Origin of the sequence: Spirosoma sordidisoli, assembly GCF_004138325.1 — a bacterium.
GTDB classification, from domain to species: Bacteria; Bacteroidota; Bacteroidia; order Cytophagales; family Spirosomataceae; genus Spirosoma; species Spirosoma sordidisoli.
On record NZ_SBLB01000002.1, the window covers coordinates 257,119 to 271,552 of the forward strand.

The following is a 14,434-nucleotide window of genomic DNA, read 5'->3' on the forward strand; positions in this document are numbered from 1 at the left end:
GGGTTCACTTTACCACCACTTTATACATGTTTACTTTGTCGGTGGCCTGTGCTTTTAAATAGTAGATACCAGCGGAAAGAACCGTCCTGGGCTGAATAGAATACGTACCAGCTTGCCTGGTCATCGAAACCGGATACACTTTCCCACTGGCATCGACTAACTCAACCTTCGTTAATAACTCGTCGACGTTCAAGTGCAGCCGATACCCGTCGCTTGGGTTGGGGTATAATACGCTTTCTATGTCCGTTTTTTTATTATCAGTCCCCAAAATTGTCTCCGGATCGCTGATGTACATGGTACCGGTCAATTTCCCGGCGTTGAACATCAGAAAACCGGCATTGGTCAGGTAACCCGGTGTAGTATCGACTACATCGATCCAGGTAGTATCGCCAATTCGTAACCCTATCTTAACACCAATCGTCTGATTCTGAGTGCTAATTTCAATCAATTGCGACGACGTGTATAGCCCTGATGTATAAGTAATTGTGTTTCGCAAGACGCCATTTGTGCCAATTAATGTGGTCGTGCTGCCGTCGTGGTTTCGGCGGAATAGTTCTATTGTATTTTTTGTTATCTGGACGTTGTAGTTAGCCTGCTCGCCATAATGTTGGGTTTCATTTTCGGCTCTGAACGCTATGATCTGTTTACCAGTTGCTGTTTCGTTGAATAAGGCATTGAAACGGATCGTCTCATTCTCAAAAATAGCTCCCCGAAAAATAATGGCCGAACCAAACGTAGGACTGGTCATTTTCATTGCCCCCTGCGAGAGTGTGTATACCCCTCCCCATCTTTTCCGGTAGTAGTCGGTGCTTTTTGTAAATGACACTCGTTTACTCACCAAATCGGAGAATAGCTCATTGCTCCATTGTATTTTCTTGATCTCCGGCACCGGGCTTTTATCGTATACATCCGCCCCAAAGCCGTTCAACAAATAACGGTAGGCAGGCTGAAGACCGGCACCATCGATAATCGCCTGCGCAGCTGAAGACCAAGCCGGGGCATTTTTTTCGATAACCAGATTTGAATTTGTAGCCGTGGGTAAGTCTTTAAATTCACCGTCTACGTTGGCATAATTCGTACTAAACGTAACACCGCCCGTTTGCAGGTTATACCACGAAAAAGACCGATCGCAGGTTTTACAATCGGCGACATTATTTGTCCAAGTATTGTTGAGCCCGTACTGATCCTGCCGAAAAATGCCCGCAATGGGTTTATTGCCCGCATACTGGGCGTAATTGTGGCTTATAGTTGAATTCTGGACCCCGAAAAAGTAAAATCCAGCCACTTCGTCGCCAATACCAAAACCATACTTGCTGGCGGTTGCATAGTTGGTCACCCGGTTGAACCTGATCTGTGTGTTCCCGACAAAATCCGTGCTTACGTTCTGATATCGCTGGTTAATGCCGAAATAAGCCACATCGGCTACATCATTGTAGGTAATCGTGAGGTTTTTGCTGGTGTTGGCGTAAATGCCCGATGCTTGGTAAAAATCAGCTCCTATTGACCGAATCACATTATTGGTAATGGTTGTATTGGTATTGGCCGTTGCCGATGGGGTCATATCTCGCCCAATCAAAACGGCGGTTGCCGTCAGGTCGTTGAACACATTGCCCTCGATCAGGGTGTTGCTGTTATTGTCGGGCAAGTAGATGCCTGTGCTGGCAAAATGCTCAAAACGGCATTTTTTAAACGTGATATTATCGGTGTATTGAAGGAATAGCTGACCTTCGATTGCCGTATAATCTGAATACAGATCGGCCTGGCTGCGTCCGAATTCTTTTGTCTCCATTCTCGACAGATTGCCGTACTCAAAGCGGATGCCCTCGAACTGGAGATTGGACACCGGGTTCCCCGCTGATCCCTGGACTTTGAGCAGGACATCCACCGCCGGGGCAACGACTTTGGACGTACGTAGATTTTCGTCAGCGCGTGGGTAGTAATAGATTTTCCGGGTGGCTTTGTTGAGGTAAAACTCCCCGGCTTCGTCTAATTCCTCAAACGCGTTGATAATGCGGAGCGTATAGGGACTTTCGTAGGTGTATGTGTTTGTCCAGTCCAGAAAAGCCGGTTGTTTCATCACAATGGCTGTTTCACTGCCTGTGATCGGCAGCATGCGAAGGGGGGCAATTTCAACGTGTTTAAAGATGCCACCCTGAAAAATCCGCACGTCCGGCAGGTTGGTGTAGTCTTTCACATCGACCGATTTTACGATGTAGCCATCTCTCACCTGAGGGGTAGCAGGGTCGTCGTAAGCCAGGGGATGAAACGTGACAAACCCACTCCTAGCCTGAACGGCACGTTTGCCCTCCACCCAAATGTTGCGAAAATAGGCGGCAAAACCGGCATTCGTGGGCACATCGGCTACCCAGTAGTTTTTGCCGCTCACCTGTGTCCAGCCGGTAATTTGTTTCCCCCCGGTGATGACCGGTTTTTCATCGGGATAGGCCTTGTAACTGACAATGAACCCATTTCTGCCTCCGTCAGTGGCTCCCAGCACGAAGCTTTCTGACAGTTGATGCTCTCCGCCCCGCAAAAAAACAGTGATGTTGCCGGTCATGCTGGCGTTGACCGTTTTGACGATATCCCTGGCTTTGATCAGGGTTTTAACCGGTTTGGTGAGGCTACCCGGATTGCCATCGTTGCCGTTGACCGGGTCGACGTAATAGTTGAGGTCTGCTGCTGTAGCCGCCTGACAAGAAGCCGCCTGTAGGAAAACCAACAGTATAAGTCGCAGCGCCAGACATGGGATTGATAGATTCATCAATTCGTTGGTTTACAGGTTGAGTAATTACTTCACCAGGGCCATCGCGCACCAGATCATCGGTGCTTGCCCGTGCAAATCGCCAGTGATGCGTTTGCGATCCAGGTAGTACTGGCGGTCGTTTTTCTTGTTGGTGCCCTCGCAGATTTCGCGCAGATCGTTGTTCTCATCGAGGTAACCGCACAGAGAAATCCAGGCTTTTCGGGCTGCGGGGCCGTAGGTTTTTTCGTCCAGCCAGCCGTTTTTGACCCCCGTAATAAAGGCGAACGTAAACATGGCCGTCCCCGACGTTTCGGGCCAGGCCGTTGGGTCGTCGAGCAGTTGGTGCCACATCCCGTTTTTGTCCTGGAATTTCAGCAGTGTCTGCATCATGTCTTTGTAGCCCTGTATAATCCGGGGCCGGTAGACATTGTCTTTGGGCAAAATGGTCAGCAGTTCGGCCATACCAGCCGCCAGCCAGCCATCGCCCCGGCCCCAGTAAAACGGCACGTCGTTGGCGTGGTAAAACAGTCCGTTGGGGGTTTGCAGGGTATCCAGATAGGCAATCATGAGTCGGGCGGTGCGGTCCAGGTACGTTGGGTTGCGGGTGGCCCGGTACGCCTGCGATTGTAGGGCCGTGATCATATACATATCGTCCATCCAGAAACGGGTGTGCCAACTGTAGCCTTTGGCGTACCGGTCGCGTATCTCGGCGGGTAGCTTCGCGTATTCGTCGGGCGAGAGGGTTTTGAACTGTTCGTTGGCGGGGATGAGCCCTATTTTCAGGAAGCGTTGATCGCCGGTTTGGTTGTAGACCTCCAGCGGAATGATCCCGATGACGGCCCGGTCAACATCTTTGGCGTAAGGAATCAGATGCGCTTCTTCGTTCAGCAGCAGTTCGGCCCGTTTGATGAGCCGTTGCTGCAACGTTTTATCGCCTGTTCGCTGGGCAAACGTCAGGGCACCGTACCAGGCACAGGCATCGGGGTACGTGATCTCGTTGGGCGGGGTCGCCTTAAAAGCGCCAAACGTACTGTGTGGCCTCGCCAGAAACCGTTCCGACAACCGTTTGCCAACGTCGACCGGGTTGGCATTTTTGGGGAGATTCTTGAAAAAATCGACCTTTTGCTGGCTGTGCGCGCTAAGGCTCAACAAAACCAAGGCTGCGTAGATAAGTCGTCGAAAGGATGTACTCATTAGATTTCGTTTCGTTCGGATGAACCTGTTATTCATTGATGATGCGCAGGGCAACCAGCCCTGACTCATTTCGGGCCGATGCCGCATCCAGCAGTTCTATGAACGCATCCCGTTGGGCAAAACGGGCGTCGCTTAGCTCCCAGGCGGCATAGCAGTCATACCTGACTTCGTTGTTTTTGTCAGGCTTCAGGTTGAAGCACCAGGACGTAGAGATACCATTTCCCGTTTTAGGGGCTTCAAATTCACCCGCGTAATGGGTTTTGGGCACGATGATGCCCATGCCCAAAATCCATTCTTTCCCATACGTCTGTTTGTCGTGCGTGGCCCGTATTTCGTACTCGCGGGATTGTCGGGAAATATAAGGCTGGGTGTTCAGGCTATTTACAATGCCGGTTACGAGATAGCTGTTGGCCGGTAAGGGTGAGGTCGTCACCCGGTTTTCGTACCCATACTGCCCGGCCCAGATGGTGACGGTATGGTTGAGATTGATCTTTGTTTTGCCAATATCCCATCCATAGAAATCTAACTGAAAGACAGACCGAACCGGCCCCTCGGCCAGCAAGGTATAACGGGTAGAATCAACGTTATCGGTCGTCTGGCTGCGGAGTACCCCCAGGCGGATGAGCGTGTCGGGCAGTTGCAGAGCAATGCCCCCCAGCCCGAGAGCCTGGGCTCCGTTCATCACATCGCGCCCCCAGGGTCGCAACACGTGGTAGGTGTCGCCGGGCGAACCGTCGGGCATAATACCCACCGTATCCAGTACCATCGACGGCACGCGTTTCCCGAAAATATCCCGCACGTTACGGCCGTCGAAATAGTGCCGGAAGCCTATTTTGTCATTTTCCCAGGCCACGCCGTCCATTTGGTAGGGGTAGCCTTTCCCTCTGGGCAAGTTGTATTTTCCGTGCATGTCGGTGGTCAGCCCGACTATTTTTCCGGGACTGGTCATTTTACCGAACCGCACATTCGTCCGGACAGGAAATGACGGCAACGCATCCGCCGGCACCCATTTCAGCATCAACTCAAGCTTTTCTTTGGGTGCCAGATCACACACAAAAGCAAGCTCATCCCACTGCCCATCGTAGTCAAGGTCATCGACCTGAGCCAGTATCTGTTTACCGGCTTTTGTGACGAGTGTAGGCAGTAGGGCTCGTGGGACGCGTTTTAACTGTTTACGCGCTACCACAAACGCTTTGTCGGTAAGTTGGGCAGTGCTTTTATTCTCGATCAGTAAGCGATTGTCGGCGTACATTGGCTCGCTCAACCCGATGAGCAACAGTACTGCGAGTGAGATTCTATACATCTGATTCATAGATACCTGCGGTAGCTGAACCCGGCAAAAGCGTTGCGTAAATGCCCGGTTGACGAGATAGGCCAGGGGTACGTTATAGGTTTTTGGGTAAGGGCAGTACCGACGTGGGTACGTCGAGTTGCAACCCCTGCCAACTGGTCTTAAGCGTACCCGTCGACTCCGTTACGGTTGGCGTTCCGTTGGGCAGGGTGTCTGAGGCTGTACCCATCGAGAACGTAAAGCCCCATATCGCTTCCCTGATGGCGTTCAGATCGAACTCTTTTTCGGCACCGCTGTAAATGACATAATCCCACCAGGCCCCGCTGGCATCTGAGCCTTTTTCCCAGCGTCCTTCGTAGCCATCAAATACGGCTTTGAAGAGTTGAACATTCAGCTTTACCCCGTCGACTGTGGCCGAAATGGCCTGATCGTTTTTAACGGGCAGCACTTCCGCTTTCTGCTTCCCGAATTCTAAGCGAATCCGTAGATCGGCCGCTTTGAACTTGCCCGTTGTCATACGGTCGATGCTGATGTGTTTGTCGCCCCCGCCCAGATTGAGGTTAATGGCTGCCAGAACTTTATTGTCTTTTTGCTGACTGTAAAAACTGGCCGAGCTGAAATCGTACTTGTCGTGCAGGAAGCGGACTTGCAGGTATTTGGGCTGGTCAACCGTACCCCAGTAGGCGATAAAGGGTCGGCGTTGGTTCCACATCGACGACCGATTGGCTGAGGCTAGGGCGTATTGACGCGTCATGTAGGCCGTTCCTTCGATCTTTGGCTCAACCAATTCAAACACATCGTTTTGCGTTTTCGGGTTCGTACCTGACCGGAAATACGAATACAGATCGGTAGGGATCACGTGTTTTAACCGACTGTAGGTAAAGGCTGGGTTGGCTTTGAGTTGAATAGCCCCTTTAGACGCGCGGTTGATCAGGTCATAAAATGAATTCTGGAGAAGTGAGTAGTACGCCCGGCTGTGGGGGCCGGCCCATTGCCCCGAAGGCGCATGATAATGTTTAGCGATAATCTCCCAGCCCGTGTAGTACAACTTATCGATCATTTGCTTCGCTGAGGGCTCGATGATGTGATCTTTCATCCGGCTCAGTTCATCAATGGCAGTGATGGTGTAGGTAGGGCTGTTGTATTCGGTAAACCCACCTTTTTCCTGGGTATAATTGTAAAACCGTTTCAACCGATCTACCGAATAGGTTTTCATGGCCGGTACATCGAACAAGTGCGAGACCATGTACGTGACGTACGTGCCCATGATGGCAATGTTGGTGTAGCTCATGGTGATATTCCGCTTCTGAATTGACTGAGCGGCCAGAATCAACGAGCGACGAATGACAGGTTTAAGTCGTTCGGGAATTTTGGCCTGATGCCCCATCCAGACATCCAGCAGGGTGACGCTGAAAAAATCGGCCATGTTAAAATCCGGTGGTGACTTTTTGGTGGCTAGTGGTTCTTCCAAAAAGTAGCCCCAGATACCGTATGTTTTAGATGTGCTAACGGTGTCTTGCAGCGAAATACAGCGTTCGATAATGTCAAACGCGCGTTGCTCATACTGCTTGTCGCCGGAGTCCAACAAATCCAGGGCGTAATTGAACGAAGTACCGATTCGGTGGAAACGGCCGGACGTCGCATCGGTGTGGTAATTGTACCCGTTCAGGGTCATTAAGACCATCTTTTCGACCGGGTCGTAATTGGCATGGGTACTTGCCAGCGACTTTGCCAGTGCTTCTTTTTCCTGGGCTGTCAGCGAGGTAGCCGTGTATTGAATAGTCGAATCTGCCGATTGCGCCGGGATGGGCATAGCGGTCTTGCAACTGTACAGCAACGCTGTAAGCAGGGTAAGCAGGATGTATTTCATGAGTGAATAAGTGTAAGGGAGGTGTTTGATGTGTAGTGCACAAACACCCCCGAAGACAGTCTACCGGAAGCGGATGGTTAATACCCCGGATTTTGGGTCATTTTTGCGTTGGCTAACACCTCTGATTGAGGGATGGGCAGGAGTAACAAGCGTGGATTAAAAGGCGGAATACTTGCTGATTCGGTAACGCCACCATCCCAGCGTCGGGCCGCATTATTATAAACCGGAAGCCCCGCTTTAAGCGTTGGCAAGAAAGTCCCGAATTGATATTCCATCATGGATTTACCGTTGGGTGCTTTCATCCGCACCAAATCAAACCAGCGGTGACCTTCGGCAAATAACTCCAGGGCTCGTTCATCAAATACTTTCATTCTAAACTCATCCCTGGTGAGTCCCGCTGCCAGATTAGCTGGGGTGGTACGTGTAGTCCCGTTGGCATTTCGGGCCCTGGCTCTTAGCATATTAAAAGCCGCGTAGGCCGCTGGTGTTGGGCCATTCACTTCATTTTCAGCCTCGGCTTTTATCAGATAAACATCAGCCAGACGAATGATAAACAAATCATTCTCCTGATTGGAGTTAGCAAGGCCCGCCCCGTCCACATACTTGTATATGTAGGGTTGGACGGTGGAGGCTTCAAAAAGCTCGTTGCTTGTTGTAGTTGCTCTAAGAAGCGGGTAGGTTATTACTTTCCGATTGGCCGTATTCGTCCAGGTCGTCAACATGGAGCGCTCAACCCGGTAGTCATTCAGAAAATCACCGGTTGAATATTTGTCATAAAACCAGGGTTGAACCACGTAGTTGGCAATGCCAACTTTGGTTGTGCCAGAACCCGCCACGTTTGGCATGGAAATAGGCATAAAAAACCCGGCAAACTGGGAGCCCAACGTACCCAACTGCGCATCTCTGGTGAAAGAAATGCCAAAGATTACCTCCTGATACGCATCCCGTTCTTTGGCAACGTCCCACAGATCGTTGTAAGAAGGGATCAACCGATACTGGTTCGAGCTGATCACACTATCCGCATATACACTGGCCAGTGCATAATTGGCCGTTGCCGCCGTTCCTTTCAGACTTTGGTAGCTGGCGTAGGTCAGGTAGGCCTTGGCCAGCATAGCCTGTGCGGCTCCTTTGGTGGCATGGCCAAACTCAGCGGCCGGCAGCGCCGTTCGCGTTAGCAGGGAGGCCGATGCGGCTTTCAGATCGGTGAAAATCTGCTCAAAAATCTTGTCGCTCGCTGTCCGTTCCAGCGTTAAATCGTCGGTCAGTGCGGTTGATTTCAGGCGAAGGGGTACATCGCCAAATAGCCTGACCAGGTAGAAATAAGAGAAGGCCCGCAGAAAATACAGCTCCCCTTTTACGCGGGCTTTGTAGGCCGCATTGATGTTGAGCGGCTCCATTTTCTCCAGCAGGAAATTGCACCGGTTAATGGTTGCGTACATCGTGTTCCAGAAACCGCTGGTGGCTGGCGTCGACGCATCATGCGTTTTGATGGAATACTGTAGGTTTGTGCCGACACTCGGGCGAATATTTATATCGTCGGCGGTGGCCCAGAAAATGGCGTAGTTGGCTCTAAACGCGCCATCGGTTTGCAGCGTTGCATAGGTGCCGTTTAGAAACGCCGTTACGTCAGCCTGTTTTGAGATCGAGTTTTCAGGCGTCAGGGTATCCAAAATTTTTTCTTCCAGGCTACATCCTGACAGTACGAATACGATCAGAAGGAGCACTGCCAATTTATTTTTCATGGCTATAATGCTTGGGTCGAGATGATTAAAATGTCAGGTTGATACCCGTCGAATAGGTGCGGTATTGGGGAACCGTTCCAAAGTCAACCCCCGGTGTTAGTGAACTGGTGGCGTTGGCGCTTACTTCCGGGTCGTACCCTTTGTAGTTAGTCCAGGTAATCAGGTTCGTGGCCGATACGAAGACTTTGGCATTCCGCAGCCATTTGACTGTGTTGGTGGGTAAATTGTAGGCAAGAGAAATATTCTTGAGCCGCACAAACGAGCCATCTTCCAGATAAAAATTGCTCAGACGCCCCCGGAAGGCATTCCCTACGTTTCGGGCCTGCGGGTAGTAGTTGCTGGTACCTTCGCCCTGCCACCGTCCTTCCCAGGCTTCGGTCCGCATGTTGGTGCCGGTCGTAAAGGTGAGCGCGTCCAGAATATGCCGGTTCAGGTTCATCACATCCTGCCCCATGTTGCCCATGAAGAAAATACTCAGCGTCAGGCTTTTCCATCGGAAGTCGTTGGTAATGCCAAAGGTGTAGTCAGGGTAGGGGTTGCCGATAATGGTCCGGTCAGCCACCGAAATGGTGCCATCGCCATTGGTATCGACATATTTAATGTCGCCCGGAGTTGGGTTGGTGGGATCTTTGGGTCCGGTAGCCACCTGATCGGCATTTTGATAAACGCCATTGACCTGGTACCCGAAAAACGCGCCAATCGGAAATCCTTCCAGTGCCGTGTTGGCGGGCTGACCAAGGCCAATAGAACCCACCGACAGGTAACTGGCCCCAAACAACTGGATACCACCCAGGTTGGTTATTTTGTTGCGGTTGAAGCTGATGTTGCCGGACGCATTCCATTTGAGTTCGCCGTCGAGAATCACCGCATCGGCATCAAACTCGATTCCTTTGTTTTCAACCTTGCCAAAGTTGGCAGCATAGCTGGTAAAACCCGTTGATCCGGGTAACGTCAGGTTGATCAGCAGATCGGAGGTGTTGCGGCTATAGGCCTCAAAACCCAGCTTTAGTCGGCTCTTCAGAATAGCCACGTCGAGCCCGACATTGATTTGACGGGTCGTTTCCCAGCCCAGATTTGGGTTCCCCAGGCCACTGGGTGCCAGTGCCGTGAGGATGATGCCGTTGACAACCGTCCGGGTTGTTCCGACCCGGTCGACGGATGAGCCGACGCCGATACTTTGGTTACCGCTGATGCCGTAACTGGCTCTGACCTTCAGTTCATCAAAGATGGTCCGGCCCTTCATAAAGGGTTCATTATGCACATTCCAGCCACCGGCAATGGAAGGGAAAAAGGCCCATTTGTTGCCTTCGGCCAAGCGGGATGCGCCGTCGGCCCGACCGGTAAGCGTAAACAGGTAGCGGCTGTCGAACGTATAGTTGAAACGCCCTAATACTGATTGCAGCGCCCAGTTTTGGTTGGTTGTGACCGGGATAGAGGATGAACTGGCTAACTGAAAATTATTGGCCTGAAGGGCTTCCGACACAAATTGCGTAGCCTGAACCCCGAACGTTCGGTTATTCCATTGCTGCCAGGTGTAGCCACCAACGGCATTGATGCGGTGCTTTCGGGCAATGGTTTTGTTGAAGCTGAGGGTGTTTTCAACCAGGAAGTTAAAACTACTGGCCTCACCGGTGTAGGCATAGCCATTCTGGCGGCCAGCAAAGGTGCCGAACGGCTGGAAGTTATCCCGCTTGGCATTGGTGTTATTGACGCCTGCATTGATCACAAAATTCAATCCCTTCAGGAGCGAATAATCGGCTTTCAGATTGGCAAGCACGACCGTTGACCGGGCCACGTTTCGGCCGAGCGTTACCAGTGTCAATGGGTTGCCTTCGATGGATAGTTCGGGTTCATCGTCGGTGCCGGCAGCAAAAGGAGACGCAATGGGCCTGAACCGCAGCGCACCGGTAATGGCCGAGCCCGACTGATCACCATTTGAATTGGATTGCTGCGTCGATCTGTTCTCACTGATTGTTCCGCTAAAGCTGCCGAACAGTTTCAGTTTCGGCAGTACCTGCCGGTCGAGGTTGATCCGAATGGAGCCCCGGTCGAACGACGAATTCTTGATGATACCTTCCTGACTGTAGTAGTTTCCCGAAACGGAATACTTGGTTTTATCATCGCCCCCGGTAAACGAAAGCTGATGATCCTGAGAAACCGACGGTTGAATGATCAGGTCCTGCCAGAAATAATCATTGGCCAGCAAGCCCGGTATGGCAGCCGCCCGGTAGACCGAATCCCGACCACTGTTGCGGGCACCTTCGTTGGCGTACTGAATAAAATCAGCCGCCCGCAGCACATCGATTTTTTTTGGTAAACTGCTGATGTCAGTACGGAAGGAGTACGAAAACTGATCCCGTTTGCTCTTCCCGCGTTTGGTGGTGATCAAGACAACGCCATTGGCTCCCCGCGACCCATAAATGGCGGTTGACGATGCATCTTTCAGAATTTCGATGGATTCAATATCATTCGGGTTGATAGCCGCGAGCGGGTTAGTTGGTGGTGTTGACGCTTCCCAGAAACTCGTGCCGGTGTTGGGCGACAGGCTCCGCTGATCGGTTTCGATGGGATAACCGTCCAGAATAATCAGAGGTTGATTGGAACCCGTTACCGAACTGGCCCCCCGAATCAGAAACGTCATTCCCGAACCCGGTGCGCCTGAGTTCTGCGTGATCTGCACCCCCGAGGCACGGCCTTGAATCAGCTGGTCGATGGAGGTTATGGGTTTGTCTTCATTGCCTTCGGCCTTCAGGGAAGAGACCGAACCAGTCAGGTCGCTCTTTTTGATCTCACCATAGCCCACTACTACCACCTCCTCCAGCGATTTGGTATCGGGCTTCAACGAAACGTTGATGCTTGTTTTGTTACCAACGGCCACTTCCTGAGATAAATACCCCACGAAGGAGAAAACCAGTGTCGCACTACCAGTAGGCACCGCCATGCTGAATTTGCCCTGAATATTGGTTGTACTTCCCTTTGAGGTGCCTTTTATGACCACACTCACCCCCGGTAGAACCTCGCCTTTTTCGTCGGTCACCGTACCCGTAACGGTTATATCAGCCGTGGCTTCCGTCCGGGACTGGTCGGGCGCGGATGATGCACTACTGCCAGTTTCCGAAGGCTGGATCACGATATTCTCGCCGGAAACTTCGTAGCTTAAGCCTAACGGTTTCAGTAGTTTATCCAGAACGGAGGCTACCGGCTGATCGGTGACCTGAAGTGACACCTTTCGGTCAGACTGAATGAGCCGGGAGCTGAATACAAACCGAATCCCGGCCTGCTGCCCAAGCTGCTGAAGAACGTACTTCACTTGTTTTTGCTGCACCTGCATCGACACCTTTCGAGTCAGGGCTTCCTGCGCATGAACGTCAAAGGCAATGGATGTACTGACAACCGACAAGGCTAAAACGATCTGGAGAATACTGATTCGCATGATTAGCTGTAGTTGACGTTTGACTGGAAAGCGTTTCTTCATACTTTTGACCTGTTTTGTTAATCGTGAAACAATTGGCAAAATGAACCCCGTATCCTGTCATAGACGGATAATCAGGTCGGCAAACCTTCGGGGCAAACACGGGTCAATCATGTTCGAGCATGATTGACCTCTTTTTAGGGGGCTACGCTACAGCCCTTACCTTCAATAATGATTCGGCCTTCGATGACAACGTACCTGGCCTGTACGGCTTTACAGATCAGGTCGAGTTTTTCGTAGAGCGGCAGGTCCGTCAGATTGGCCGATACCGGGCAATCGCGGAACAGGGTCGGATCATAAACGAGATCGATTTCGTAGGCTTTTTCGAGGGTTTCGAACACCTGTGCAACGGGCGTTTCATCGAAATTGAACGCCTGCAGTTCATGTTCCTGCTGCCCCGTCATGAGTGGTTGCTCAATGAGCCCTTTTTCCATTTTTTCGGTGGCGCGGGTATACACAATTCGCTGGTTTGGGTCGAGCACAACGCCATCCAGTGCGGGAGCTTTCAGCTTGGCGGATAGTTGAGGATCGGCCTGCGAGAAAACGGCCACCCGACCGGTTTTGACCGTCACCTGAACCTGCTCGTCCTGTTGCCGGGCACGTACCCAGAAGCTGGTACCCAGTACCTTGGTGACCAGCTCATTGGCGTACACCACAAACGGTTTAACCGGGTTTTTGGCTATGGAGAAAAAGGCCTCTCCCTGCAAAACGACCTCGCGCTGATTACCCCTAAACGAGACAGGATAGCTGATTCGGGACCCTGGCTGGAGAGTAACCGTACTGCCATCGCTCAATAAAACCGTACGCGGCTGCTGCGTGTCGTTGGTTTGTTCGACCCGCGTTTGACCAAGCTGGGCAACCAGTTCAGCGTAATCAATTCGATTCGGTCGTTGTATAAACCACCAGCCCGCCCCCGTGATGAGGAGAATGGCAGCGGCCACCCGAAGCCAGGATTGCCAGTGAATCTGACGGACAATGCGCCGGGGTTGACCTGAATCAACTGTGTCCGGTAACCGGGCCATTATCTGCTGAACGGCGGCCGCTCTCTCCGTGGCTGACAGGGGAGTGTTAGCTGGGCGAATGGCTAATACCAGCGATTTAGCACTGGCCATATCAGCGGCCTTTTCGGGATGAAGGGCTACCCAGTCTGCCCAATGTATATTCGCAGGGTCGTCGGGAAACAACACCCATCGCCGGAAAGAGGGGTCCAGAACAAACTGCTTTACGGTATACTGCTGGTATTTTTCCACGTCACTAGGTGCTTTCAAACACCATTAGACATGACCTAATGCCGGATACTGTATTTTTTCTAGTTTTTTTTAAATTATCTGACCCCAAATAAGAAAAAGGCCATGGATGTCAAGCGAGGAGTTCAACAGATCAACCCTGGTACCAGAATCGCAGACATAGCATCAAGCCAACTTTCCAGTGAATTTTGAGCCATTTGAAAGCAGTCTGTAGAAGATTGGAGACCGACTGCGGATGAATATCCATTATTTCGGCGATCTCATCACGGCTTAAGTCGTGGAAAAAGCGGAGGTAAACGGCCTCTTTCTGGCGTTTGGGGAGTTCATTGAGCCAATAGGATAACTCAGTCGCCAGGCGTTGGTCTGATTCTAGTTGAATGAACTGCTGTTCGACGCTGAATTCACTCTCAAAATCAAGCTCTATTTTGTCGTAATCGCCAAACGTGCTCATTCGGTTGTACTGAACAACGCGGTGCAAACGGCGACGCAGAGATGCCAGAAAGTAAGGCCTGGGTGGAATGTTGGCGTTTAACAGCTGCCGCTTTTCCCAGACCTCCAGAAACACATCCTGAATACAGTCTTTTACCAGATCACGATCGCGGCAGAACTTACACCCATACTGAAACAGTAGATCGTAGGTTTGATCAACAAGGTTCTCAAACAGTTGGGCATCACCCGCCAGAGATCCCCGCCAGAGAATGGCTTCCTCCTGATCGTCAAACGGTTTACCTCTGTTTTCCATGGATGATTTTTCGGTTGTTGTAGTGCCCGAAATACATGTTGCTGCCGTAGGATGTCTACAAACGGAAGTCTATTTGTCGCAAAAAAACAATTTTTGTTCTAAGATTTATTATGTCGTCCGGTATTACTGATTT

8 protein-coding genes are annotated in these 14,434 nt (G+C 51.4%); all 8 read right to left on the reverse strand.

What is annotated here, in order from left to right; translation table 11 throughout:
• Positions 1-4 precede the first annotated feature (4 nt).
• The 8 genes from EQG79_RS09585 to EQG79_RS09620 all read right to left on the reverse strand — a co-directional run bounded on the left by EQG79_RS09585 (position 5) and on the right by EQG79_RS09620 (position 14,301).
• A complete protein-coding gene (locus EQG79_RS09585) occupies positions 5-2,761 on the reverse strand; it encodes a right-handed parallel beta-helix repeat-containing protein (protein ID WP_129601339.1) in 2,757 nt (918 codons plus the stop codon).
• Positions 2,762-2,788: 27 nt separating this feature from the next.
• Positions 2,789-3,937: a glycoside hydrolase family 88/105 protein gene (locus EQG79_RS09590; protein WP_129601340.1), complete on the reverse strand. Its 1,149-nt coding sequence runs from the start codon at positions 3,935-3,937 to the stop codon at positions 2,789-2,791.
• A gap of 28 nt (positions 3,938-3,965) precedes the next feature.
• Positions 3,966-5,249, reverse strand: a complete 1,284-nt coding sequence (locus EQG79_RS09595) for a DUF4861 domain-containing protein (protein ID WP_129601341.1) — start codon at positions 5,247-5,249, stop codon at positions 3,966-3,968.
• A 73-nt stretch (positions 5,250-5,322) separates the two neighbouring features.
• Positions 5,323-7,098: a hypothetical protein gene (locus tag EQG79_RS09600; RefSeq protein WP_129601342.1), complete on the reverse strand. Its 1,776-nt coding sequence runs from the start codon at positions 7,096-7,098 to the stop codon at positions 5,323-5,325.
• 77 nt (positions 7,099-7,175) lie between these two features.
• Positions 7,176-8,840, reverse strand: coding sequence for a RagB/SusD family nutrient uptake outer membrane protein (locus tag EQG79_RS09605; RefSeq protein WP_129601343.1), 1,665 nt, complete (start codon positions 8,838-8,840; stop codon positions 7,176-7,178).
• 25 nt (positions 8,841-8,865) lie between these two features.
• Complete coding sequence (locus tag EQG79_RS09610) at positions 8,866-12,315, reverse strand: TonB-dependent receptor (RefSeq protein WP_129601344.1); 3,450 nt, start codon at positions 12,313-12,315, stop codon at positions 8,866-8,868.
• A gap of 134 nt (positions 12,316-12,449) precedes the next feature.
• Positions 12,450-13,580, reverse strand: coding sequence for a FecR family protein (locus EQG79_RS09615; protein ID WP_129601345.1), 1,131 nt, complete (start codon positions 13,578-13,580; stop codon positions 12,450-12,452).
• 112 nt (positions 13,581-13,692) lie between these two features.
• Complete coding sequence (locus tag EQG79_RS09620; protein WP_077921847.1) at positions 13,693-14,301, reverse strand: RNA polymerase sigma factor; 609 nt, start codon at positions 14,299-14,301, stop codon at positions 13,693-13,695.
• Between the last annotated feature and the right edge of the window lie 133 nt (positions 14,302-14,434).

Coding starts and splice junctions, on each gene's coding strand:
- EQG79_RS09585 (WP_129601339.1), bottom strand. CDS start 2,761: ATGAATCTATCAATCCCATGTCTGGCGCTGCGACTTATACTGTTGGTT.
- EQG79_RS09590 (WP_129601340.1), bottom strand. CDS start 3,937: ATGAGTACATCCTTTCGACGACTTATCTACGCAGCCTTGGTTTTGTTG.
- EQG79_RS09595 (WP_129601341.1), bottom strand. CDS start 5,249: ATGAATCAGATGTATAGAATCTCACTCGCAGTACTGTTGCTCATCGGG.
- EQG79_RS09600 (WP_129601342.1), bottom strand. CDS start 7,098: ATGAAATACATCCTGCTTACCCTGCTTACAGCGTTGCTGTACAGTTGC.
- EQG79_RS09605 (WP_129601343.1), bottom strand. CDS start 8,840: ATGAAAAATAAATTGGCAGTGCTCCTTCTGATCGTATTCGTACTGTCA.
- EQG79_RS09610 (WP_129601344.1), bottom strand. CDS start 12,315: ATGAAGAAACGCTTTCCAGTCAAACGTCAACTACAGCTAATCATGCGA.
- EQG79_RS09620 (WP_077921847.1), bottom strand. CDS start 14,301: ATGGAAAACAGAGGTAAACCGTTTGACGATCAGGAGGAAGCCATTCTC.